We start from the raw sequence: 21993 nt of genomic DNA on the forward strand, positions 1-21993 counted from the left end.
GCCTGCTCGGCTTGCCAGGCGATGTACCGCGAGCGGCGGATGGCAAGGCCCAATCATGATTATCCTATCCGAGGTGCCAGCAAGGGAAGAATGCCATGCACCTGCAAAACCGCGTGACGCCATTTGGCGACATCGTCGCCATCTCGCAACGTGGCATGTTCACCGGCAATCGTGGCATTATCCATGATCCTTCGACGAGGACCCTGCTTAGAAAGCGCTGGGCATCGAAAGCATGGCTGGTCTGCAGCTGTAGCTATAAGGGGCAGCATCGCGAGGTTATGGCGACACGAAGCTGGACCGAATTGTTTTTCCTCGACGAAGCGGTCGCGCTTGCCGCCGGTCATCGCCCCTGCTTTCTGTGCAGGCGCCCTGCCGCCGAGGCCTATCGTGCATGTTGGGCAATCGGTACCGGCGAGGCATTTCCATCTGCCCGGAGAATAGACGCGGTGTTGCATGCCGAACGCCTCGATCGTCGGGCCAAGCGCCTGCATCGTGTGACAATGCTGTCCGATCTGCCCAACGGTGCGGTCATCGCGCAGGGAGAAGAAGCATTCACGTTGCATGGCGGCTGCGCATATCGTTGGACAAACGAAGGATATGCCCGACCGCAAACCCTCAAAAGCGCCGAATGGCTTTTGACGCCACCTTCGACAGTCAAGGCGTTACGAGCAGGCTATGTGCCGCTCTTTCATCCGACGATCGCCACCAACTCCGATGAGCAAGGTCATGCTTGATTTGTTTGATACTATCGCTCCTGCTGATCCTCCGTTTGAGCCGTTAGCGGAAGGGGCCGTGCTGCTGCGTAGCGCGGCTCTCGCGTTTGAGACGGAGGTGCTTACCGCACTCGACGAGATTACCCTGCAGGCACCGTTTCGACACATGGTGACGCCGGGCGGCTTTACCATGTCGGTGGCCATGACGAATTGTGGAGAGGCTGGCTGGGTGACCGACCGGACCGGCTATCGCTACGATCGCAACGACCCCGAAACGGGACGTCCCTGGCCAGCAATGCCGACATGTTTTCTCGACCTGGCGGTCCATTGCGCATCCCGGGCAGGCTATCCCGCATTTCGCCCCGACGCCTGCCTCATCAATCGCTATGAGCCCGGGGCTCGTCTTTCTCTGCATCAGGACAGGGACGAGCGCGATTTCGCAAAGCCGATCGTGTCGATATCTCTAGGCTTGCCGGCAATATTCCAGTTCGGCGGACTCAAGCGCGACGATCCCGTCAAGAAATTCGCTATGCGCCACGGTGACGTAGCCGTCTGGGGCGGAGCCTCGCGGCTATGTTATCACGGCGTGACGGCGCTAAAGGAAGGGGTGCATGACGTTCTTGGAAGAATGCGCGTCAATTTGACCTTTCGAGGTGCATTGTAGCAGTTCGAGCTTTTTCCGTTGAGGACACAAGCATGGTGATGACAGGCGTGCCTTATGGCCAGATGCGGTGCCACGGAGACCACCGTCAGACATGCTTCGAGCCTGGCGGGCGATCGTGGTGACAAGGACGCCGACACATGCCTTTTCGTGGCAATACACAGGGTGACCATGCGCCTCCGGAGAGTGCAGAGGGCATTGATGTTCTCGTTACGCTCGCCGCCGATAATCCGGGCAAGGCACTGGTTCTATCCTATGTCGTGCAAATCGCGGCAGATGGTTGCGCAGTATGGAACATCCTCGAAAATGGAGAGATCGAGGTTCGGTTTAACTCCGGGGAGATATTTGTTCTTGCCGAAACAACAATCCTGCGACTTGCCTGATGGAGTGTGCTCCGACCTCAGATGGTGCCTGAGTGTTTTCTCGCCTTTGACGGTGAGGTTCAGATTGTCGATCTGACCGCCGCCGCGCGAAAACTGGCCGTTCAAGGCGCAAATTCACTGAGCGAACGGCAGCTCACGACCTGGCACATGCCGTTGGATGCGGGAATAGTGACGCGAACACCATACAGGCCGGGGCCGCATTGGGCCGAAGTCGCCACGTAGCGGTCGTACATCGTCGTTCTGCCATCGCGCGACGTGAAGCGCAATATCGCCTGCTTATCGCGCGCCAACAGCGCTTGAACGTCTTCGCAGCTATGCGACCGAGTATCATATCGCTCTATCGCCATGGCAGGTGCCGCAAGGCCAATGTTCATCATTATAAAAAATGCAGCTTTCCACATCCGCTTGGTGCTCCCATACACTTTGTCTACTCGCAGCCCCATCTGTGTCATTTAGATCGGCGTTCAAGTCGATGCCATTCGGGGATCTGGCATCGTCATTTCGTGGGCGTCTTCCCTTTCTCAAGTGCCGTGCCGCGCGTGCGGAAAGCACCCGTTTCCCCCGGGGCTTGTCGCTCACGCAGAAGGAGGCGACGTTTGCGCTGAACACCCCAGCGATATCCCGAAATCGAACCATCTTTCTTGATGACACGATGGCACGGCACGAGAACTGCAATCGGATTGTTGGCAATCGACGCCGTGACCTCTCTTGCGTCCCGCGTCCCGAGTTTGGCGGCGATGGCACCATAGTTCGTCGTCTGACCGGCAGGAATGTCCCGCAGCAAAAGCCAAGCCTTGATCTCGTCTGGCGTCCCGCGCAGATCCAGGGGCAAGTCGCACCAGGCGGCTGGATCCTCGATCGCATTCGCCAGCGCCTCGATCAGGTCACCAAGTTCCCCCTCGCGCCGCTCCAGGTCCGCATCCGGAAAACGCATGCGCAATGCATCTTCCATTGCGCTGCGCATCGTACCGAATTCGAGAGCCACAATACCCTTATCGGAAGTCGCTGCCACAAAATCTCCAAGGGAACTGATCCCCCAGGCGAAGCGAATGAGTTCGCGCATCGTCAATGCCTTCCAGGTTTATCGCGCTCCACCCATAGAAGCTGACGTCGCGGACCTCTCTCCGATCCTTGCTTTCAAATCGAATATTGAATGGCGGCCACCACTCTGCCGGCGCGGCAATTTTCAATTTGAAAGCAAGATTCAGATCGTGCTTTCCCTCGTGGAAGCTTAGGCCGTCTTCCGACGTGCATCCGGTTCGGCGCAAATCGGTACGCGAATGCGTGACGGTTGCCGAAGGTATGCTGCGGATCGCAACGAATGCGCGGATGGGTGTCACTTCACACATGGGAGCAACCGCGCGTGAAGAAGCGGCAAGCCCTTCAGAGTGTATGTGCGGTTTGACCGGATGCCGGTCTGCCATAGAGGGAGAACATCACAATGACGATGCTGCTATACAATCTGCACTTGATTGCCGCAGAGCGCGGCGATGGGCTGCGCCCCGAGTTGTTGCGCATGATGATGCGGCCCACAGTCCTGTCCAATATCGGTCAGACAGGAGAGGCGAGGCGTGCCTGCGAACAAGCGGAGCGCAACGAAGAGGTAGCGACCGACCATGCGGCCGCCGCTGGAATCGTGGAATTCCCAGTTCGCAATTTCCGGCTGTGAGCCTTAAGGACATCGCCAATGATCGTATCACAGTAGACGGTTCGGCTCACAGGCTCTCGCTGCCGATGTCCGAACGTCGCCAAGCCCATCACGACCTTTCGCGCAGGAATGCATCGACCTCGGAGCGCCTCGGCATCGATGGTGCCGTACCTGGCTTCTGAACCGAGAGGCCTGCCACAGCTGCGCCAAATCGGACCGCTTCGAGAGGAGGACGTCCCTCTGACAGCGCGACCGCAAACCCGCCATTGAAGGCGTCGCCGGCGCCGGTTGTGTCAACGACGTTAGAAATATCAAAAGCCGGCACGAAATGCGTTCCAACCGCGCCGTGAAGCAATGCGCCCTTTGCGCCCAGCGTAACAACCACATTGCGCGCCCCGCGCTCGACGAGGCTTGTCGCAGCCCTCAATGCGCCCTCGTCGGTGCTTGTGTCGATCCCCGTCAAGGTGGCGGCCTCGGTTTCGTTGGGCGTGACGAAATCGCAATAGCCATATATGGCGTCACCCACGGGGAGTGCCGGCGCCGGATTGAGCACCGTCGTTACACCATGCTCGCGAGCAAGTCTGAGCCCCTCGACCGCGGCATCAATCGGCTGTTCGAACTGCGTGACGAAGACTTTTGCACTGGCGATCAGCGGTTGGGCCGCGCGAATGTCGGAGACGCTCAGATTGGCCGCCGCGCCGCTTTCGACGATAATCGCATTGTCACCATTCGTGGCTGACACGAAAATAAATGCTGCGCCTGTGGGGCTAATGTCGTCGACCAAAACGTGTGACGTCGTGACTCCATCCTGTTCCCAGGTCTTGCGCGCCATCTCCCCGAAAGCGTCGCGACCGATGCGGGTTATCATCGCCGACTTAGCGCCGGCACGAGCTGCGGCTATGACCTGGTTTGATCCCTTGCCACCAGGACCCATGGCAAAGCCACGGCCAAGCAGGGTCTCGCCGACGACCGGCATACGCTCTGCCTTGAAGGCCAAATCGGCCACGAAAGTCCCAAGCACGACCACATCGGCGCGATCCATCAATTTCCTCCCCATAACTTCAGGGCGAGGTGGGGCCGCCCTCTCGCCTTATCTTGACATGCCAGTGCTGCGCCGCCGGCGCAAGATATGATCTCCACTCCTTGGTTCGGTTATCCTCGAGCCAAGGTCTTCGTTGACCCGCCAAAGATTCTGTTCGCAAGGCGTTCGATATCACGATAGTTGGAGGGACGTAGCCCATCCCGCCTTGAGCTCTCTCAGGGGATCATGCTCCCGGAGACTTGGGTGACCAGAGGATGGTGTCGGCTGTCCTTTCATAGGCCATGCCATTCGGATAGCTGATCGCTTCCAGTTGCAGGCCCCAGGGCGATTGGAAATAGAGAATGCTTTGCCCGGCATGCGGCCCCTCATTCATGGTAAGGGGACCAAGACGTGTCGCAATGCCCTGCGCGTCGAGATAGGCCTTGGCGGCCTGGATGTCTTCGACATAGAGCCCGACATGGAAGGCGCCTATATCGCTGTTCTTTTGTTCGAGGTGACGCTGGTCGGGTGCCTCATATTCAAAAAGCTCGAGATTGGAGCCGTGGCCGATGCGGATGAGCGCAGCGCGCTTGATGCGGGCTCGCGGATGCGTGCCCAGTGCCTGATGCATGAAGTCGCCTTCTTCATCGGCGATTGGGCCGAAGGTATATGCATGTTTGCAGCCGAGCACCCGTACGAAAAAATCCAGCGCCTCGTCGAGGTCAGGAACCGTTACCCCCGTATGATCCTGCCCCAAAAGGCCTGGCAATCCTCGGCTCGCTGTATTTGTCATGCTTTTCTCCCATCAAGGAACTCAAAGGCCAAGGCAGCGCCTGCGCCGCCTTGCTTGAGAACCGGTTTTATCTGCGCCTATATTTCCTCCTGAATGGCGAATGTGCAACTGCCGAGCGAGGGCGGCCAGCTTCCGGTTGGATCGCGTGATCTGGGAAGGTTGATGATCGTTTCTGTAGCTGCCGGCGGCGTGTGTACGGACGACATGCCGGGGCACCGTCCTGAGGCCCTAATCGGGCGAGGGCACGTCATATCAGCCAAGCTTCACGGACAGTTCAATGTCGCCGGCAAAGGGAAGGGATAGATAGCGATCTTTCGTGGTGCGGATGAGGCTCAGATATTCGGGGCACATTTCCGCGTCGTCGGCGAGGACCAGTGCGCCTGTCCGCAACTTCGGTGCGACCAGCTCAAAAATGTCGGCATAAAGCGCCTTGGCGCCGTCGAGCAGCAACAGATCGATGGATTCCGGAAGGTCCTGTCGAAGCGTCTCCATTGCATCTCCGGCGCGAATCTCGACCAGATCGGCAAGACCTGCGTCCTCAAGGTTTTGCTGCGCCCTCTCGATCTTGCTCATTTCGAACTCGCTGGAGATCACACGGCCGCCGCCATTGTCACGCAAAGCCGCTGCAATAAAGAGGGTAGAGATCCCGAAGGAAGTTCCGAACTCGACGATTGTTCGCGCGCCCGTCGCCCGGACCAGCATATAGAGAAGCTCGCCCGTTTCGCGCGAGACGGGCAACCAAAGATCTTTCAGCTGCGCATAGAGATCGAGGTATTGCGTCTTGCTGGTCGTCAGCGCGGCCCGCTCTTCGGAAGTGAAAGCTCTGATGGCGGGGCTCGTGGCAGCATCGGCCTCTGCGAACAAGCGATCAAGCAAGGAGCAGAAGGGAGCGGAAGAAAGGGTGTTCATGGTGGTCTCCATAGCATGGGGTTGTGCTGGAGGCAGAAATACGAATAATCATTCGCATTTTCTAATCGCATTGGTGAGCGGATTGATGGGTGAGCGCCTAACGTCCCGAATTTCCACGAGAAAAGAGCCAAAACAGAGCCGCTCGAACGAGCTCGTTTCGGCCATTCTGACGGCAGCTGTTCAGGTTTTGACGGCGGAAGGCGCCCAACGCTTCACCACGGCCCGCGTCGCGGAAAGGGCAGGGGTGAGTATTGGTTCGCTCTACCAGTACTTTCCCAACAAGGCTTCGATTCTCTTCCGGCTCCAAAGCGACGAATGGCGACGTTCCACCGAGATGCTCCGTGGGGTTCTCGAAAGCGCGAAGCCGCCAAAGGATAGGTTGCGACACCTCGTGCATGAGTTTGTTCGGTCCGAGTGTGAGGAGGCGTCTGTGCGTATGGCGCTTGCCGATGCAGCCCCGCTCTACCGGGATGCCCCGGAGGCGCGGGCGCTCAGGGCCGAGGCAGATCGTATTTTCGACAGCTTCATCTTGGAGCTGCTTCCCAATTTATCCGAAAGTGCCCGCGACATTGTCGGCGATTTGATTTCGACAACACTGACCACGGTCGGCAAGGAATATTCGCAAGGATTGAGGGCGCAGAAGGAGATCGATGCCTATGCCGGCGCCATGGCAGACATGCTCTGCGCCTATGTTGACGCGCTGGAGCCATACTAAGCTGGCAAAGCGACGCCATTGCATGATGCGATGGAGTTTGCGCACCCAACCGCAAGCCGCATGCGACGGGCAATGACCCCATCACAGAATCTCGTGCCAACATGATCCATGCCTGTCCCAGAATGTTTGTAATCATTGGCCATATCTGTGGTTAGGACTTGGATCAGTTGCTGGCACGCATAGGTGCGTGCTTTCGAACGTGCGCAACCCTGTGATAGTAGTTTTGCGAATCGATCGGATGAATTTGCGCCGATCCGATGGCAACCCAGAATCTGAAGTGTGAGTACGTAATGAAGCGACTTCTCTCGATCGCATTGCTTTGCCTCCTTCCATCGGCAGGCTTTGCGGCTGCGCCAACCAAGACCGTGACATATTTTCAGGTGGTCAGCGCCTATCTCAAGGACGCGAAAGCTGCCGCAGCCAAATATGATCACAAGCGACTCGCTTTCGACGGTTATGTCGTGCGCATGGGCACCGATCCCAAAGGGACTTTCTTCGGTGGCATCCAGAGCGATGGCCAGAAATTCGACCTTTCGTTCAGCCCGGCCGATCAGGCGCCTCTCAAGAGCAAGTATGATGGCGGCGAGATAAAGCCCTTCGAGCCTTCGAATGCCCTTACCTTCGAATGCCTGAACGAAGGTTATGTGCCCGAGGCCATGACGATCAGACTGACCAACTGCAAGCTGGTACAGTAGTCTCAGCCTGTCATCTTCAGCAGATGCCCTCGAATCCCGCGTGCCGGTTATTGCACTGTCGCGCGGGCTATCTTTCGGCCAGCCGTTGTTCGAGGTGGCGATAGTCGATCTTGCCGTTGACGTTGAGGGGGAGGTCTTCGATCAGCTGGATCTCGCCGGGAAGCATATAGGGAGGCAGCAGATGGTACAGCCTCTCTTTGACTTTGCCGATATCGAGCTTCGCCCCCGCTACAAAGCCAATGATGGCTTCGACAGATCCTTCGTCGCTGCGAGGCCAGGTGACAACGGCTACCCGCTCGCTCTGCGATGCGGATGCCAGGGCTGCCTCGATATCCTGAAGTTCGACGCGATATCCGCGAATCTTGATCTGTCGATCGAGCCTGCCCGCAAAGATCACCCCATGCCGCGCATCCAGCCGTCCGGCATCACCGGTCCGATACCAGCGCCCGTCACGATCGGAGACGAATTTTTCCGCGTCTAGCGCAGGGGCCTGCCAGTAGCCTGCGGTCATTTGCGGCCCGCTGAGCCAGATCTCACCGGTCTCGCCATGGGCGACCTCGGCGCCATCTTCGCTTCTAATCGAAAGGCGTTGTTTTCCTATCGGCCAGCCGATCGGCGTCACGGCTCCGTCGAAATAATTCTCCGGATCGACACGATAGTAGGAGGTGTGAATTGTGCCCTCGGTGGGGCCATACATATTGAAGATCGTCGCATTTGGTGCGGCCGCCTGCCATTTCCGGCTGAGGGAGACGGGGAAGGCCTCGCCGGCAAAGAGACTATATTTGAGGGAGGGCATGGCATCTGGCGCAATAAGCCCGAATTCGGCTGATTTGGCTGCCGCCGAAGGTACAAGCAGGCAAGCCGTGAGGTTGTTGGCGCGAATTGTGCGAGGGGCGAGAATGGCGCCGTTTTGCGGCGCAACGAACAATTCAGCCCCATGCAGCCAGCACATCATCATGTCATGCACAGACAAATCAAAGGTCAGGTCGACCGCTTGCAGCAGCCGATCACTGCTGTCGACCGGCATGAGCTCATGAACGGCATCGATATAGGCTTCGAGGTTTCCGGCATTGATCGGTACGCCCTTCGGCACGCCCGTCGTTCCGGAGGTGAACAGGAGATAGGCCACTGTTTGGCCGGCAAGCGCACCAAGAGACCTGAAGTCGTTGAGTTCGGCGCCTGGCGTGCCCGATCTTGGAATGAGCATGGCCTTCAATATCGGCAGGGTTAGCGGTGCGACGCCGACATGCTTTTCAAGTTCTACCTTGACGGTCTCATCAACGACCAGGGCAACGGCCTGCGACGAAGACAGGATCTGCCTGTTTCTGCTCGCGGGGAAAGTGACATTGAGGGGTACGTAGCCGCAGCCGGCTAGCAGAATGCCCAGCACGGAGGCGTAGGCTGCGAAGGTCCTTTCGGCACATAGGGCAACCAGTTGGCCCGGTCGGATGCCGGCGAGACGCAAATCCTCGCTAATGTCGATAGCCGACAGAAACAGTTGCTCATAAGAGGCGCGAACGCCGGCGACGTTGATTGCAGGCCTGTCTCGAAATCGTCTCGCTGCGACAAGAAGTCGTTGGTCGAGTGTCATATATGGCTCCGGTCCTGGAGAGAGGCACGACGTCGCGGCCAGATGTATTGGTGCGCGACTGACGAGATGCATGCGCGACCATAGACGAACCGCCGCCGCCGCGCTCTTTGCAGATTGACAAGCCGCCGTTTCAGTTCGGCAATCGCGGCAGCCGGTCCGTCGTCCCTGGCACACCCGTGTCTAGTACCCCGCCTCCTTCGCTGGCTCATGGCGATAGAGTACGACATAGCCGGATTCACCGAACGGGATTAGAAGTTCACGACATTCCAGTGTCTCTACTTCGACGGGGCGGCCGATTTCAGGCATTCTCTCAAGGAGAAGGAGCTGCCGTTCAATTGCCTGACCGGCACGCCTTGCTGCTTCCGGCGCCTTGCCGATCAGGAAGCGGCGGCAACGCTCCAACCCTTGCGCCGCGCCTTCGGTGACAATCACTTGTGGCACTCAGGCACCGTTGTTTCGTCGTCCGTACCCCAATTGTTCAACCAGTCCCGGGCCTCTTCGCGGTCTACATATTGCTGTATGGCTTCGAGCATGATCCAGTGCGCCGAGCGTCGGCGTATGTTGGCAAGCTGCTGGACGCGGCTTTTCAAGCCACCGTCGATCTTCAAGGACGTCGCCATCTCCGAACCCCATATCACATGGTAATACCTAGTAATAAACTAGTCCCCGTTTTCCTCGCTCTCCAGATCGCTCCAAGTCACAGTTCTTGTCGCGTCCGATTCTTTCTCATCTTCTCCAATCCGCTCCCGAAATCTCGCTTGATGCATCCTCCCGCCGTTTCTGTCTGTCGCATGGTCTGAAGCGGCACAAAAATTCAGATGTTTTCGAGAAAATTGTGCTAAAAGCGGATCAAGACATTCTGCATAGGCCAGGGAGGGGACGATGCAGTCATTGCTCACGCCGGTTCATACACCCGTGCCGGTCGAGGTGCTCGAGGCGGAGATCCGTAGGATCTGCGGTGCGTTTACCCTTGAGCCGACACTCTCATCAGGCATCGTCGCCGGAGATGTCGCCACCCGACGCATGGGGCTTTTCGAGACGGCAATCGTCGGGCTCGATGCCAGCAAGCATGTCGAGCGCGGCGCAAAGGCGATCCGTCAGGATCCTGGCGAGCACTTCTTTCTTCTCGTTCAGGATACCGGACAGTGCAGTGTCGAACAAAATGGCAGGGTGGCCGATCTGGAGCCCGGCGACATGTTTCTGGTGGATTCCGTCCGTCCCTCGCGTTTCCTCTATCGCGGCATTCGTTCGAGCCAAGTTTCGATCCACTTGCCGCGCAACGAGATGGTGCATCGCTTTGGCGAAGCCTGTACAGGCGGTGTGTCGATTAGCCGAAGCGATCCGCTATGGTTGGCGATGCGTGCCGTGCTGACGAAGATGATCGACAGCTCGACCGCCCAGACCCAACTCGGGGAGGCGTTTCTCTGTCTTTTGGGTGCCTATCTCCAGTCCACGCGCGGGGCAGGCGCGACGGAAACCCTGTTGTCACGCGCACTCGCTCTTATCGACCGTCATGGCGTCGATCCTGCCTTCGGTCCGCGGGAGCTCGCAAGCCGGCTTAATGTCTCGGAGCGCATGCTGCAGCGGCACTTCCAGGCGCTCGGGGAGACACCCGGACATCGCCTGCTGAACCGTCGTCTGGAGATCGCCTATAGCCGTCTCTCGGCTCGCTCGCCCCAAGCGGCCAATGATGGCATCGCTGCTATCGCCTATGACGCCGGCTTCAACGATCTCTCCTATTTCTACCGGGAATTCCGCAAGAAGTACGGTGTCACGCCAGGCGCCGTCGCTCGCTGTCATTGACGCTTTTGTCCAACAGTCCGGACGTTTCCGTCCAAGTCTGCCGCGCGTTCCTGACCTAATCTTCCGCCAATCCTGGCCCTTGGCCAGGTTTTCGTGGAGGAAACTGGCAATGACGCTTTATTCTGCAACCATCAACGGAACGATGGTGAACTGTGCCACAGATTTTGCCGTAATCAATCCGGCGACCAGGCAGGAGGCCGGCCGCGCACCCAACATGGATGGCGGCGATCTCGATCATGCGGTCGGGGCGGCGCGCAGGGCATTTGCCGAGTGGTCGGCACGCAGCGACAAGGATTTGCAGAGCATCTGCGCGGCAGTCACTGCCCGCATCGAGGAGCATGCGGAGGAACTTGCCAGGATCATTACGCTCGAGCAGGGAAAACCGTTGAATGGGCTCGGTTCTCGCTGGGAAATGGGCGGTGCCGTTGCCTGGGCTGGTTATACGACCGGGCTTTCCCTGCCGGTCAAGCTGTTGCAGGATAATGCCGAAGGCCGCGTGGAGCTGCACCGAAAGCCGATCGGCGTTGTCGGCTCGATCACGCCTTGGAACTTCCCGGTGATGATCGCGATCTGGCATATCATGCCGGCGCTTCGGACGGGCAATACGGTCGTCGTCAAGCCGTCGCCGCTTACTCCGCTTTCGACGTTGCGCCTTGTGGAAATTATGAACGAGGTGCTGCCGCCGGGCGTATTAAATGTCGTGACCGCCGACGACCAAGGCTTCAATCTGGGCGCAGCGATGGCCGCACATCCCGACATCAACAAGATCGTTTTTACCGGTTCCATTGCCACTGGTCAGAAGGTCATGCAGTCGGCGGCATCCAACATGAAGCGGCTGACGCTGGAGCTCGGCGGCAATGACGCCAGTATTGTCCTGCCGGATGCCGATCCGCAAAAGATCGCCGAGGGCCTTTTCTGGGGTGCCTTCATCAATAATGGCCAGACCTGCGCCGCGCTGAAGCGCCTTTATGTGCATGAGACGATCCATGATGCCGTCTGTGCGGCGCTGGTCGCCTATGCCAGCAATATTCCGGTCGGCAACGGCATGGACGAGGCGAGTATTCTCGGCCCGGTACAGAACCGCATGCAGTTCGACAAGCTGAGCCGGCTGGTGGCCGATGCCAGCGGGCGTGGCAAGGTGCTTCTCGGTGGTGCGCCCGGTGAGGGGCTCTTCTTTCCGCCGACGATCATCGCCGGCCTTTCGAACGGCGATCCGTTGGTCGATGAGGAGCAGTTCGGTCCCGCTTTGCCTGTCATCAAATATAGCGATATCGACGATGCCATCCGCATGGCGAATGATAGCCCGAACGGTCTCGGAGGCTCTGTCTGGTCCTCGGACATATCGGTGGCAAAGACCGTGGCTTCGCGCATGCAATGTGGCTCGGTCTGGATCAACAAGCATGGCGCGATCCAGCCCAATGCGCCCTTTGGCGGCGTGAAAGCCTCCGGTCTCGGCGTTGAGTTCGCCGAGGAGGGGCTCGCCGAATACACGGATATCCAGGTGATATTCGCCTGATCTTGAACAGGTATGACAGGGAGGATGGAAATGAACGTGAAACACTTGCTGGCTTCGGCCGGGCTGCTCATGACGCTAAGCGCGCCGGCGGCGATGAGCCACCCGCTCGATGGGTTGACGGCGGAGGAATATCAGAAGATCAACCAGATCCTGCGGGAGCAGAAGATCGTCGATGACAAGACGCTCTATCCGCTGATCGAGTTGAAGGAGCCGGCCAAGGCCGACGTTCTCAAATGGAAGGATGGCGACACGCCGCTGGATCGCGAGGCGAAGGTGCAGCTTACGAGCCCTTCGGGCTTCAAGGAGGCCGTGGTCAATATCACCAAGGGCACCATCGAAAGCACGACGGCGATCAAGGGACAGCCCATGGTGCTCTTCACCGAGTTCATGGACGCCTTGCAGGGTGTACTCGGCGATCCGCAGATGGTCGCGGGCCTCAAGAAGCGCGGTCTGACGCCTGACCAGGCCTTCTGCCTGCCATTGACGGCCGGCAACTTCTTCACCGAAGAGTATCAGAATTCCCGCCTGATGAAGGTGCCCTGCTACCATGTTCCGGAAGGGTCGAACTACTACGCCAAGCCCATCGAAGGTCTGTTTGCCGTCTACGATATTGGCAAGAAGAAGGTTCTGAAAGTCATCGACACCGGCGCCATCGAAGGTCCGAAGGACAATTGGGGCTACACCGAAAAGGAAGTAGCCGAGCGCGAGCCTCTGCGTCCGCAGACCAATCTTGCCACGCTTTCGCAGCAGGGAGGTCCAAACTACAAGATCAATGGCAGCCATCTCGAATGGGATATGTGGCGGTTTAATTTCCGCGTCGACAAGCGCCCGGGCCTGGTACTCTCCAACCTCGACGCCAAGGATGGCGATACATGGCGCTCCGTGATCTATCAGTCACATCTCTCGGAAGTCTTCGTTCCCTATATGGATCCGACCGAGGGCTGGTACTGGCGCACTTATATGGACAGCGGAGAATATGGTTTCGGCCTGTTCCTGAGCCCGTTGCGTGCAGGCGTCGATTGCCCGAACTACGCGACCTTCCTGCCGGCGACGATTGCCGACGACAAGGGTAACCCATTGACCATCCCCAACGCCATCTGCGTCTTCGAACGCAGCATCGGCGATCCGGCCTGGCGCCACTTCGAGGTCTTCGCACAGGCACCGGACAAGCCAATCCCGGCGGAGGGCCGGCCGGCAAGCGAACTCGTGGTGCGCACCGCCTCGGAGGTCGGCAATTATGACTATCTGATCGACTATCGTCTGCAGCCAGACGGCCAAATCCGCATCATGATCGGTGCGACGGGCCTTGACGCCGTCAAGGGCGTTCAGTCGACGTCGATGGACGATCCGACGGCTGCCGCCGATACCGCACATGGCACACTGATCGCACCGAATCTGGTCGCCGCCAATCACGACCATTATTTCAACTTCCGCATCGATTTCGACATCGACAAGCCGGCCAACCATTTCGGAACGATGGATATCGTCCCTGCCAAGGTCGATGCGAAGAATCCGCGCCGCTCCATGTGGACGGTGCAGCACACGATGCCGAAGACCGAGATGGAGGCGCGTTACCAACTCTCTGCCATGAAGCCGCGCTACTTCATGATCTCCGATCCCTCGCGCAAGGGCTATCTCGGTCAAGAGCCTGGCTGGATGATCCATCACGGCGACGTCGCCTACGGCCCCTTCGACTTCGTCAAGGATCCGCCGATGAAGCGTAACGCCTACATCGAATATTCCGTATGGAACACGGTCTATGATCCGGATCAGCAATATGCCGGTGGCAAGTTCGCGATGCAGAGCGATGGTTCAGATACTCTCCCCGAATGGGTTAAGGCCAATAAGCCGTTGATGGGGAAGGACATCGTTACCTGGTTCACGGCCGGTTTCCATCATATTCCGCGCATGGAGGATTGGCCTGTCATGTCGACCGAGTGGAAGACGATCCATATCGAGCCGCACAACTTTTTCGCCCATAATCCTGCTTTGACGTTGCGGAACTGACAGCTCTTTACGCCAGCGCCGTTCAAGCGGCGCTGGCGGATACGCGAGGACGCTGCCAAGGCCGAAGCGTTGGCATTCAATCCAGCATCAACTGGACATTATCCTCCGCTTCGGAGCCGCCGGGGCAATGGATTTGAATGATCTCGACAATCCAATCAAACAGTGTCGGCCCGGTGCCGGCGCGAGCGGCAGCCAGACGTTGCTCAACACTGTTTCGGTTATCGGGATGGCAGCGTTCGAGCATGTGTTCGAACATTTTGACCGTCGCGGGATAGCCGAGCGCTTCTCTCGAGACTGCCGAATGCGACCATCTGATCGTGAAGCCTCCATCTGGGGTCCCGAAACCACCTCTCAGGATATCGTTGAGGGCATCGAGGTTCCGGCCCCAGAGATGGTCCGGGACCAAGACGCGGGTGATTTCATCATAGAGCGTCTCCAGGGACGCTATCCGCGAGCCATCGATGACATATTCAGCTGACATGTGACTTCGCACCACTGTGTTGCTCGTACACGGTTTGGTCGATCGGCAGTCACAATCTATCGATCGAATGTGAAGCTGTCCCGGCCGAGCCGCCGGGACAGGATTTCAGTTAGCCAATGCCATGCCGGGCTTACTTCAGCGTGACGACGCCTGCAGGCACATCGGGGATATTCGGAATGATGCCGTTCTTGGCATACCATTCGGCGACCTTGCCGATCTGCTCGGCATCCGCCTTGGAGACGGCCGTCGTCGGAACGGCGTTGTTCTCACCGATCTTCTGCGCGAGATCGACAGGCACGTTCATTTCCTTGACCCAGATGGCGCCTGCTTCGCTCTTGTTGGCAACGGCCCAGGCATTTTCCGACTTGATGACGTCGAAGACGAGCTGAAGCTGCTCAGCCTTGGACTGGGCGAATGCCTTGCTCGCAACCAGGACGACGGCGTTGTCCGAGCGAATGGCGTCGCCATCGGCGACGACCTTGCCGTCATAGGCCTTTTCGGCAATCGTCAGAAACGGGTCCCAGGTGGCCCAGGCATCAACATGGCCTTGCGTGAAGCTCGGACCGCTGTCGCTCGGGCTCAGATAGACGCGCTCCACGCTTTTCGGATCGACCCCGTTGGTCGCAAGACCCTGCATGAGCAGATATTCACCCGTGCCGCCGCGATTGACCGCGACTTTCTTGCCGGCAAGGTCCTTGATCGAAGTGATTTTGGAATCCTTCTTGACGACGATGCCTTCCGAGCCCGCGGCCATCTTCTGGTAGGCGAAGACGACCAGCGGGACCTTGGCGGCAAGCGCTGCTATTGCAGATGTCGAGCTGCCAGCGGTGATGTCTATGCTGCCGGCATTAAGGGCTTCGAAGGCAGGAGCAGCAGCCGGGAAGGGGCCGGCCCACTCCACCTTGATGCCCTTTTCGCCAAGCGCCTTTTCGAGCGTGCCGCGTGATTTGGCAAGGGTAATGTCGTTTGGACCTCTCAACCAGCCGATACGGACGACCTGGTCCGCAGCCTGGGCGGTGGGGGCAAGGGTAGCGATGGTAGCCGTTGCCGCCATCGCGATGAAGAATTGGCGCTTGGTGATCATTCTAATGTTCCGATCTGCCGAAATGGCGTGCTGAGAAGCGATAAAGTCAGACATGGGAAGGTTCGACGCCGAGTTCGGTTAAAAGCTCGGTTTCGAGGCGGCTTGCCTCCGGACCGCTGCGGCGGCGGGGATGATCAAGGTTGACGGGTATTTCTCGGGTGAAGCGACCATTGTCGAGCACGAGGATGCGATCGGCGAGCGTGATGGCCTCGCCGATGTCGTGGGTGACCAGAAGGACGGCGGGCCGGTGCTTTTGCCAGAGGTCGAAGACCAACCCATGCATGCGCAAACGCGTCAATGCGTCCAGAGCTGCAAATGGCTCGTCGAGCAGCAGGAGTTCGGGCTCGCGCACAAGTGCGCGGGCAAGGGCAGCTCGCTGCGCCTCGCCGCCGGAAAGGGTGAGCGGCCATGCATTCCGCCGGTGCGACAGGCCGACATCCTCAAGCGTCTGCGCTGCAACAGAGCACGCATCCTGCCGCTTCACGCCCAGCGTGACATTGTCGATCACGGTCTTCCACGGCATCAGCCTCGGTTCCTGAAAGACCACGGAGCGACGTTGAGGAAGCTGCAAGTGCCGGGCTGGTGTAGCGTCCAGGCCGGCAAGCACGCGCAGCAAGGTGGACTTGCCGGAGCCGCTGCGCCCGAGCAGGGCGACGAATTCGCCCTTTGCGATCCTCAGATCGACGTTATCGAGAATGGCCGGGCCGCCGAAGGAACGCGAGAGACCACGAATATCGACTAGGGGTGTCATGCGATCGCCTCCGGACGCCAGCGCAGCGCATAGGCTTCGATCAGCCGCACGAGACCATCCGTCAACAGCCCCATGAGGGCATAGACCATGAGGCAGACGACGATGACATCCGTCTGCAGGAAGTCGCGCGCATAGGTGATGATGTAGCCGATGCCGCTCGACGCATTGATCTGTTCTCCGACCACGAGACTGAGCCAGGCAACGCTGAGGCCATATCGAACACCAACCAGAAGAGACGGCAATGCGCCGGGAATGATGATGTGGTAGATGATGCCCGATGTGCCGAGGCCGACCGTGCGGCCGGCTTCGACGAGTTTCCGGTCAATGCCGCGAATACCGCCATGCAGGGTCAGATAAATCGGGAAAACCGAACCAAATGCGACAAGGCCGACTTTTGGGGCTTCGCCGATCCCGAACCACAGGATGAAAAGCGGCAAGAGGCCGAGAAAGGGCATGGCTTTGAGCATCTGGAGCGGTGGATCGATGGCGGATTCGCCGAAACGGGACAGGCCGGCAGCAAGTGCCAGCGCCACGCCGACGACGAAGGCGATAGAGAAGCCGAGCAGCACTCGCAGGAAGGAGACCACCAGGCCGGTGACGAGCTCGCCTGACGTGATCAACCGCCCTGCCGCCCCGAGGATTTCACCGGGGGAGGCAAGCGTTCGCGGCGACAGGAACCCCGTCATGCTGGCAATCTGCCAGATCAGGATGATCGCAACCGGCGAAACGAGACGTGTTGCCCATCGCGCTGCTTTCCGACCAGCCTTCCCGGGCGGCATGGAATTGCCGTCTGGGCGGGAGATGTCTCGACTTATGGTCGAAATTTCAGCCATGTGCGGGCTTTCCACCAAGATCCCGATCGAACAGGGTCGACCAGGTGAAATGCTTGCGTTCCGGTGCGGAACGTTCGACGGGCAGCCGCGGCAGAACGAGCTCGCCGAACCGATAGGCTTCTTCGAGAAGCGGCATGCCGGAAAGGATGAACGTATCGACGCCAACCTTCTGATAGGCCTCCAGCGTGCGGATCACCGTATCCGGCGAGCCGACGATCGCCGTACCCGGACCGGGCCGCACGAGGCCGATCCCCGCCCATAGATTGGGAGAGATTTCCAGGTCGCGCAAGTTGTCCGGCTTGATGCCGCCATGCATTGCGCTCATCCGCTGCTGGCCGACGGAATCCGTGTTGAACACAAATCGCTGATTGGCCGCAATTGCGACGTCATCCATTTGGTCGTAGAGATCCGCAGCCGCCTCCCAGGCTTTTTCATCCGTCGGACGGACGATGACGTAGAGCCGGATACCGTAGTTGAGAGAGCGGCCGTGAGCCTCGGCGCGAAGCTTCACTTTGGCAACCTTGTCGCCCATCTGCTCCGGGGTTTCGCCCCAGGAGAGGTAGGTTTCGACATGCTTGGCGGCAACCTCGATCGCGCTGTCGGAGGAACCACCGAACCAAAGCGGCGGCGGCTTGATGGCCGATCCGGCCGGCAGCGCAAGCTTTGCGCCCTCCGTCTGAAAATACCTGCCCTTATGGGTGACGCTTTCTCCAGCCATAAGCCGATGCCAGATGCTCAGATACTCGTCCGCCATGACATAGCGCTCGTCATGCGGCAGCATCATGCCATAGGCGCCAAGCATCTTGGCATCGCCTGAGACGACGTTCAGCATCAGCCGGCCGTTCGAGAACTCCTGGAAGGTTGCCGCCATCTTGGCGAGCAGCGTCGGCGCGACGAGGCCAGGATGGAAAGCGATCAGAAATTTCATCCGTTCCGTATAGGGAAGAAGCGCGCCGGCGAGCGGCCACACGTCGTGAGCGCCGGTCGCAAACAATGCGCCAGTGAAGCCGAGATGATCATAGGCCTGGGCAAGCTGCTTGTAATAGCCGTAGTCGATGGTGCGCGACCCTTCGGCTTTCCACGGATAGGCGCCATCGGGTGCGCACATGTACCAGAGTACGTTCATGTCAGATCTCTTTGTCGCTTGTCGTCTGAATTGTCAGCTTGGTCGGCAGGTCGCCATGTTTGAAAAGCGTATCGGCTTCTGCCTGTTGCTCACGAAGAACCGCGGAATCGACGGCGGCCACCCGCCAGTTTCGGCCTGAAACGACGCGTGTCCATGCCCGTCGTTCGGCCTCGTCTCCGTCCTTCGAAAGCAGGAAAGCCGCCTTTTCGGGATCGGCGGCAATCTCCTTGCCGAGACGCTCCAGTTCGCCTGCAAAATCAGTCGCTGCGGCGCTCGAAATGCCGCGTTCGTCAATGGTCCAGAATAGCGAGCGGTTTGGGATGAGGTCGCCGCAATGGGCAAGGACGCGAAATTCACCACTGAGCAGCGACTGCTCGAGATGGGGCGCCATGGCGACCCAGGCGGCGACCGCTCCGTCCTTCAGGGCATCGCGGGACGGGATGGGCGCAATGTCCTGACGCTGGATATCCGACAGGGTCAGGCCGGATTCGTCCAATCGTTTGGCAAGGAAATAGGTCAAAAAGGAGCCGTCGACCAAGGCAACCGCTTTGCCTTTGAGATCGGCAACGGTTTCGATGTCGGCGGTCTTCCACACCAGAATTGCCCCGTTGGCCGGGCGGGGGGCCGATGCTGCGACATAGGAAACAGACAGCCCGGACGCCGCCGCAAGGATGGGCGGCGTCGATCCCGTTCCGCCAATATCGAATTCACCGCGAACCAGCTTCTTTGCCGTGTCGCGGCCTTCCGGATAGCCAACGAATTCCGGATTCATCGATGCAAAGGCGCCAGGCCAGAGCGCCGCCAGATGCAGGTGCAGATTATTCGGATGGTGGCCAATCCTGAAAGCCAAGACATTTACCTCATTGCCATTGTTATATAAATTTATATAATGACTGGAGAATTGATGACGAGAAACTCCACGCTTAAAATTCCGCAAGAAAGAGAAAACTATTCTCATCGGGCGTAAGGTTCGAAATCGATGATAAAGCCTTTAGATGACAAGAACCGCCTGCGCCGAGCCCACGAGCCGAAGGTAAAATGCCGGGCAATCGGTGCAGCTTCTGATTTCATGAAAGCTATGGCAAACCCGGTACGGTTGGCAATCCTCTGTGTGCTTATGGAGGGCGCGAGAACGGTAGGTGAGCTTGAGGAAATTCTCGATGTTCACCAGCCAACCTTGTCACAGCAGATCGGAGAACTGCGAGATTCCGGCATTATTGTCGGAACGCGCCGCTCGAAGGCGGTCGTCTATCGCCTGACGGATCCGCGGGCCGGCCAGATTATTGCGCATCTGCGATTGCTGTTTGCCGATTCCGAAGCGTCGGCGATATGGCGTGGCGCTCAGTTTGAAGCGGGCAGTACCATCGAAATGGCATAGGCGGCTTGCCAAGCATTGGGGGCCGAGCCAGCGCCATCATGGCGGCGACCTTCGTGCCGAAGCTGTGCTCGTGATCGCCGCCAAGGCGTCAAGGGCAGGGGATCAAGCGCCTGCTGTTGCTTCGGCGATCGCCTTTGCCAGACCCTCCGGATTTTCCGTTGCCATGGAATGACCTGCCGCGGCCACGATGCGCACCGAAATGCCCGAGGATGACAGGAACGGAACATCAGCATCCGGCAGGCTGCGTTCTCCGAAGATAAAAGTTTTCCGAGACGGATGTTTCAGAAAGCGAGAGCGCCAGTCAGGTGAGCTGCCTTCCACCAATGATGTTGCGCTTCGATGAACCGCGAGAGCCGATGAGGCACGCATCATTGCGGCCCACTCGCGATTTCCGGCCCTTTCGGCCTCAGTGAGGTACGCATCGTGGCCGCTATTGACATAGTCGGCCTCTTTAAAGGCGGCGATAGCCCGACTAAATGTTCCGCCGCCATTGTCGAGGTTGGCTTCGGAAAGAACGAGGTGTTTGACCTTACTTCCAAGGAGATCTGCCGTTTCGATGGCAACGGATCCGCCCATGCTGTGTCCGTAGATATCTATCCGTTCGAAGTTTTGTGCCTCGATGAAGCTGAAAACCTGCAACGCATGGTCATGGATGCGATAGCTGAAATCGTCCGGGCGATCACTGTAGCCAAAGCCCAGGAGATCAAGAAGGATAAGCCGCCGCCCTCGCAAGGTGGGTGCGAGCGCCACATGAGGGTACTCGAATGATGATGCACAGCCGAGGCCGTGAATCATCAAAAGGGGAGTGCTGCCGCCGTCAAACTGGAGATACCGCAATCGGGCTGTCGATGACTGAATTGCAAAGGAGCGCATGGCAAATACCGGAATGAACAAGGCGCATATTAATGCCCGCAAGCGTAGCGAGGAAGGCTCCAAAGCAGCGAGCGGCAATCCATGCTTCAAGGTCAGGCCGGCAGTTTTTCTCCGCCGAGATGGCGTTCGAGGAACGGTAGACTGTCCTGGCCCCAGTAAAGTTCCCCGTCATAGCGAAACGTGGGAAAGCCGAAGACACCCGCCGCCTTGGCTGTTTCATAATTCGATTCCCATCTTCCCAGAACTTCTTTGCTTTGCGTGCGGGCTTCGATATCTGCTCCATCAAAGCCTGCCGCATCGGCGATCGCTTGGCGCATTTTGCCGTTGCCGATATCCTCGGCCCGCGTCCAGAAGGCCTCCTGCAAGGCCTGGGTCAGGCCGAGCCAATGCTGCCCTGAAAGATGTGCGGCGATCACCGCCAGGCCTGCCGGCGTTGGATCGGAAAGCGCGCTCCTGTTCTCGAACATCAGCGACCTGCCGCGCAAGGCCGCCCAACGTTTGAGATCCTTCACTCCATAGGCGCGGCGTGCATCGGGTCGATTGCGCGCATAGATGGCGCCATTGTCTTCGATCAGAGGAATGACATAGGGCTCAATCCGTGCGTCAAAGCGCGCAGCCAGTGCTTTGAAAGGCTCCAGCCCGATATAGGCCCAGGGGCTGCCGATCCCGAAAAAATAGTCGATGGTTTTGGTCACTGCGCGCATACTCCGTTTGGGGCAGATGGTTGACTGGCGGTGTCGAATATCAAACGAGGGCGGCCGCTGGCTCTTGGACGATAGCCCGAAATCATAGTTGCCGACTCATCTTGAGCGGGTCGGGCAAAAGCACCGGTGGCGACCCAGGGATGTCCTGAGTTCGCGTCGTCGGCGCGCCCGCATCGGCGTTGATGGTGAACCTGGCCGCTATGTCCCAGCCTTCCTTTGTTACATCGAATCCGATCTCAGGCTAGGCAAGGACCGAATGATGAGGAAGGATAAATATTCTCATTCTATGGATTTAATGGAATAATTCA

At 58.7% G+C, this 21993-nt stretch carries 26 protein-coding genes; 11 read left to right on the forward strand and 15 right to left on the reverse strand.

The window, feature by feature from the left end; translation table 11 throughout:
- Nucleotides 1–95: 95 nt before the first annotated feature.
- The 3 genes from GGD46_RS16685 to GGD46_RS16695 all read left to right on the forward strand — a co-directional run bounded on the left by GGD46_RS16685 (nucleotide 96) and on the right by GGD46_RS16695 (nucleotide 1757).
- Complete coding sequence (locus GGD46_RS16685) at nucleotides 96–734, forward strand: hypothetical protein (RefSeq protein ID WP_184705813.1); 639 nt, start codon at nucleotides 96–98, stop codon at nucleotides 732–734.
- The gene (gene alkB / locus GGD46_RS16690) at nucleotides 727–1377 is read left to right on the forward strand and encodes a DNA oxidative demethylase AlkB (RefSeq protein WP_184705815.1); all 651 of its coding nucleotides are present in this window, start codon (nucleotides 727–729) and stop codon (nucleotides 1375–1377) included. Before GGD46_RS16685 ends, alkB begins: the two co-directional genes overlap by 8 nt.
- Nucleotides 1378–1514: 137 nt before the next feature.
- On the forward strand, nucleotides 1515–1757 hold the full coding sequence (locus tag GGD46_RS16695) for a hypothetical protein (RefSeq protein WP_184705817.1): 243 nt from the start codon (nucleotides 1515–1517) through the stop codon (nucleotides 1755–1757).
- A 496-nt stretch (nucleotides 1758–2253) separates the two neighbouring features.
- Here GGD46_RS16695 and GGD46_RS16705 read toward each other — a convergent pair whose 3' ends face one another.
- A complete protein-coding gene (locus tag GGD46_RS16705; protein ID WP_210325609.1) occupies nucleotides 2254–2769 on the reverse strand; it encodes a methylated-DNA--[protein]-cysteine S-methyltransferase in 516 nt (171 codons plus the stop codon).
- 37 nt (nucleotides 2770–2806) lie between these two features.
- Between GGD46_RS16705 and GGD46_RS16710 the strand changes: the two genes are divergently transcribed.
- Nucleotides 2807–2992 (forward strand): hypothetical protein, encoded by a 186-nt coding sequence (locus tag GGD46_RS16710; RefSeq protein WP_184705822.1) that lies wholly within the window; start codon nucleotides 2807–2809, stop codon nucleotides 2990–2992.
- Nucleotides 2993–3198: 206 nt separating this feature from the next.
- Entirely contained in the window at nucleotides 3199–3426 is a 228-nt protein-coding gene (locus GGD46_RS16715) for a hypothetical protein (protein ID WP_184705824.1), read from the forward strand.
- Nucleotides 3427–3514: 88 nt separating this feature from the next.
- Here GGD46_RS16715 and rbsK read toward each other — a convergent pair whose 3' ends face one another.
- The 3 genes from rbsK to GGD46_RS16730 all read right to left on the reverse strand — a co-directional run bounded on the left by rbsK (nucleotide 3515) and on the right by GGD46_RS16730 (nucleotide 6128).
- Nucleotides 3515–4447, reverse strand: a complete 933-nt coding sequence (gene rbsK, locus GGD46_RS16720) for a ribokinase (protein WP_184705825.1) — start codon at nucleotides 4445–4447, stop codon at nucleotides 3515–3517.
- 223 nt (nucleotides 4448–4670) lie between these two features.
- A complete protein-coding gene (locus GGD46_RS16725) occupies nucleotides 4671–5219 on the reverse strand; it encodes a VOC family protein (protein WP_184705827.1) in 549 nt (182 codons plus the stop codon).
- A gap of 252 nt (nucleotides 5220–5471) precedes the next feature.
- Nucleotides 5472–6128, reverse strand: a complete 657-nt coding sequence (locus GGD46_RS16730; protein WP_184705830.1) for an O-methyltransferase — start codon at nucleotides 6126–6128, stop codon at nucleotides 5472–5474.
- Between the two features lie 85 nt (nucleotides 6129–6213).
- Here GGD46_RS16730 and GGD46_RS16735 point away from each other — a divergent pair, with 85 nt between their 5' ends.
- Entirely contained in the window at nucleotides 6214–6843 is a 630-nt protein-coding gene (locus GGD46_RS16735) for a TetR family transcriptional regulator (protein ID WP_184705832.1), read from the forward strand.
- A gap of 290 nt (nucleotides 6844–7133) precedes the next feature.
- Complete coding sequence (locus GGD46_RS16740) at nucleotides 7134–7538, forward strand: hypothetical protein (RefSeq protein ID WP_184705834.1); 405 nt, start codon at nucleotides 7134–7136, stop codon at nucleotides 7536–7538.
- 67 nt (nucleotides 7539–7605) lie between these two features.
- On the opposite strand, the gene GGD46_RS16745 is transcribed toward GGD46_RS16740, so the two are convergent.
- The 3 genes from GGD46_RS16745 to GGD46_RS16755 form a co-directional block, all read right to left on the reverse strand.
- On the reverse strand, nucleotides 7606–9129 hold the full coding sequence (locus tag GGD46_RS16745; protein ID WP_184705836.1) for an amino acid adenylation domain-containing protein: 1524 nt from the start codon (nucleotides 9127–9129) through the stop codon (nucleotides 7606–7608).
- A gap of 180 nt (nucleotides 9130–9309) precedes the next feature.
- On the reverse strand, nucleotides 9310–9570 hold the full coding sequence (locus GGD46_RS16750; protein ID WP_184705838.1) for a type II toxin-antitoxin system RelE/ParE family toxin: 261 nt from the start codon (nucleotides 9568–9570) through the stop codon (nucleotides 9310–9312).
- Nucleotides 9558–9749, reverse strand: coding sequence for a CopG family ribbon-helix-helix protein (locus GGD46_RS16755; RefSeq protein WP_184705840.1), 192 nt, complete (start codon nucleotides 9747–9749; stop codon nucleotides 9558–9560). Before GGD46_RS16755 ends, GGD46_RS16750 begins: the two co-directional genes overlap by 13 nt.
- Before the next feature lie 262 nt (nucleotides 9750–10011).
- Here GGD46_RS16755 and GGD46_RS16760 point away from each other — a divergent pair, with 262 nt between their 5' ends.
- The 3 genes from GGD46_RS16760 to GGD46_RS16770 all read left to right on the forward strand — a co-directional run bounded on the left by GGD46_RS16760 (nucleotide 10012) and on the right by GGD46_RS16770 (nucleotide 14455).
- A complete protein-coding gene (locus GGD46_RS16760; protein ID WP_184705842.1) occupies nucleotides 10012–10932 on the forward strand; it encodes a helix-turn-helix domain-containing protein in 921 nt (306 codons plus the stop codon).
- 109 nt (nucleotides 10933–11041) lie between these two features.
- Nucleotides 11042–12448, forward strand: coding sequence for an aldehyde dehydrogenase family protein (locus GGD46_RS16765; RefSeq protein WP_184705844.1), 1407 nt, complete (start codon nucleotides 11042–11044; stop codon nucleotides 12446–12448).
- Between the two features lie 30 nt (nucleotides 12449–12478).
- Nucleotides 12479–14455, forward strand: coding sequence for a tyramine oxidase (locus GGD46_RS16770; RefSeq protein WP_184705846.1), 1977 nt, complete (start codon nucleotides 12479–12481; stop codon nucleotides 14453–14455).
- Nucleotides 14456–14531: 76 nt separating this feature from the next.
- On the opposite strand, the gene GGD46_RS16775 is transcribed toward GGD46_RS16770, so the two are convergent.
- From GGD46_RS16775 to GGD46_RS16800, 6 genes are all read right to left on the reverse strand, one after another.
- Entirely contained in the window at nucleotides 14532–14936 is a 405-nt protein-coding gene (locus GGD46_RS16775; protein WP_184705848.1) for a barstar family protein, read from the reverse strand.
- A 130-nt stretch (nucleotides 14937–15066) separates the two neighbouring features.
- Complete coding sequence (locus GGD46_RS16780) at nucleotides 15067–16020, reverse strand: aliphatic sulfonate ABC transporter substrate-binding protein (protein WP_246806345.1); 954 nt, start codon at nucleotides 16018–16020, stop codon at nucleotides 15067–15069.
- 46 nt (nucleotides 16021–16066) lie between these two features.
- Nucleotides 16067–16771 carry an ABC transporter ATP-binding protein gene (locus GGD46_RS16785; protein WP_184705850.1) on the reverse strand — a complete coding sequence of 235 codons (705 nt, stop codon included), beginning with the start codon at nucleotides 16769–16771 and terminating at the stop codon, nucleotides 16067–16069.
- Nucleotides 16768–17604 (reverse strand): ABC transporter permease, encoded by an 837-nt coding sequence (locus tag GGD46_RS16790; RefSeq protein WP_246806346.1) that lies wholly within the window; start codon nucleotides 17602–17604, stop codon nucleotides 16768–16770. The genes GGD46_RS16785 and GGD46_RS16790 overlap by 4 nt, the downstream gene beginning before the upstream one ends.
- Nucleotides 17597–18730, reverse strand: a complete 1134-nt coding sequence (locus tag GGD46_RS16795) for an LLM class flavin-dependent oxidoreductase (RefSeq protein ID WP_184705852.1) — start codon at nucleotides 18728–18730, stop codon at nucleotides 17597–17599. The genes GGD46_RS16790 and GGD46_RS16795 overlap by 8 nt, the downstream gene beginning before the upstream one ends.
- A 1-nt stretch (nucleotide 18731) precedes the next feature.
- Entirely contained in the window at nucleotides 18732–19580 is an 849-nt protein-coding gene (locus GGD46_RS16800) for an ABC transporter substrate-binding protein (protein ID WP_246806347.1), read from the reverse strand.
- Nucleotides 19581–19799: 219 nt separating this feature from the next.
- Between GGD46_RS16800 and GGD46_RS16805 the strand changes: the two genes are divergently transcribed.
- Entirely contained in the window at nucleotides 19800–20108 is a 309-nt protein-coding gene (locus tag GGD46_RS16805; protein ID WP_246806348.1) for an ArsR/SmtB family transcription factor, read from the forward strand.
- Between the two features lie 102 nt (nucleotides 20109–20210).
- On the opposite strand, the gene GGD46_RS16810 is transcribed toward GGD46_RS16805, so the two are convergent.
- Both GGD46_RS16810 and GGD46_RS16815 read right to left on the reverse strand, forming a co-directional pair.
- A complete protein-coding gene (locus tag GGD46_RS16810; protein WP_210325610.1) occupies nucleotides 20211–21059 on the reverse strand; it encodes an alpha/beta fold hydrolase in 849 nt (282 codons plus the stop codon).
- 14 nt (nucleotides 21060–21073) lie between these two features.
- Entirely contained in the window at nucleotides 21074–21676 is a 603-nt protein-coding gene (locus GGD46_RS16815; RefSeq protein ID WP_184705858.1) for a 2-hydroxychromene-2-carboxylate isomerase, read from the reverse strand.
- Nucleotides 21677–21993 lie beyond the last annotated feature (317 nt).

The sequence above is a fragment of the Martinezella lusitana genome, assembly GCF_014207095.1.
In the GTDB taxonomy this organism is placed as follows: domain Bacteria; phylum Pseudomonadota; class Alphaproteobacteria; order Rhizobiales; family Rhizobiaceae; genus Rhizobium; species Rhizobium lusitanum_B.

Coding starts and splice junctions, on each gene's coding strand:
- GGD46_RS16685 (WP_184705813.1), top strand. CDS start 96: ATGCACCTGCAAAACCGCGTGACGCCATTTGGCGACATCGTCGCCATC.
- alkB (WP_184705815.1), top strand. CDS start 727: ATGCTTGATTTGTTTGATACTATCGCTCCTGCTGATCCTCCGTTTGAG.
- GGD46_RS16695 (WP_184705817.1), top strand. CDS start 1,515: ATGCCTTTTCGTGGCAATACACAGGGTGACCATGCGCCTCCGGAGAGT.
- GGD46_RS16710 (WP_184705822.1), top strand. CDS start 2,807: ATGAGTTCGCGCATCGTCAATGCCTTCCAGGTTTATCGCGCTCCACCC.
- GGD46_RS16715 (WP_184705824.1), top strand. CDS start 3,199: ATGACGATGCTGCTATACAATCTGCACTTGATTGCCGCAGAGCGCGGC.
- rbsK (WP_184705825.1), bottom strand. CDS start 4,447: ATGGATCGCGCCGATGTGGTCGTGCTTGGGACTTTCGTGGCCGATTTG.
- GGD46_RS16725 (WP_184705827.1), bottom strand. CDS start 5,219: ATGACAAATACAGCGAGCCGAGGATTGCCAGGCCTTTTGGGGCAGGAT.
- GGD46_RS16730 (WP_184705830.1), bottom strand. CDS start 6,128: ATGAACACCCTTTCTTCCGCTCCCTTCTGCTCCTTGCTTGATCGCTTG.
- GGD46_RS16735 (WP_184705832.1), top strand. CDS start 6,214: ATGGGTGAGCGCCTAACGTCCCGAATTTCCACGAGAAAAGAGCCAAAA.
- GGD46_RS16740 (WP_184705834.1), top strand. CDS start 7,134: ATGAAGCGACTTCTCTCGATCGCATTGCTTTGCCTCCTTCCATCGGCA.
- GGD46_RS16745 (WP_184705836.1), bottom strand. CDS start 9,129: ATGACACTCGACCAACGACTTCTTGTCGCAGCGAGACGATTTCGAGAC.
- GGD46_RS16755 (WP_184705840.1), bottom strand. CDS start 9,749: ATGGCGACGTCCTTGAAGATCGACGGTGGCTTGAAAAGCCGCGTCCAG.
- GGD46_RS16760 (WP_184705842.1), top strand. CDS start 10,012: ATGCAGTCATTGCTCACGCCGGTTCATACACCCGTGCCGGTCGAGGTG.
- GGD46_RS16765 (WP_184705844.1), top strand. CDS start 11,042: ATGACGCTTTATTCTGCAACCATCAACGGAACGATGGTGAACTGTGCC.
- GGD46_RS16770 (WP_184705846.1), top strand. CDS start 12,479: ATGAACGTGAAACACTTGCTGGCTTCGGCCGGGCTGCTCATGACGCTA.
- GGD46_RS16775 (WP_184705848.1), bottom strand. CDS start 14,936: ATGTCAGCTGAATATGTCATCGATGGCTCGCGGATAGCGTCCCTGGAG.
- GGD46_RS16780 (WP_246806345.1), bottom strand. CDS start 16,020: ATGATCACCAAGCGCCAATTCTTCATCGCGATGGCGGCAACGGCTACC.
- GGD46_RS16785 (WP_184705850.1), bottom strand. CDS start 16,771: ATGACACCCCTAGTCGATATTCGTGGTCTCTCGCGTTCCTTCGGCGGC.
- GGD46_RS16790 (WP_246806346.1), bottom strand. CDS start 17,604: ATGGCTGAAATTTCGACCATAAGTCGAGACATCTCCCGCCCAGACGGC.
- GGD46_RS16795 (WP_184705852.1), bottom strand. CDS start 18,730: ATGAACGTACTCTGGTACATGTGCGCACCCGATGGCGCCTATCCGTGG.
- GGD46_RS16805 (WP_246806348.1), top strand. CDS start 19,800: ATGAAAGCTATGGCAAACCCGGTACGGTTGGCAATCCTCTGTGTGCTT.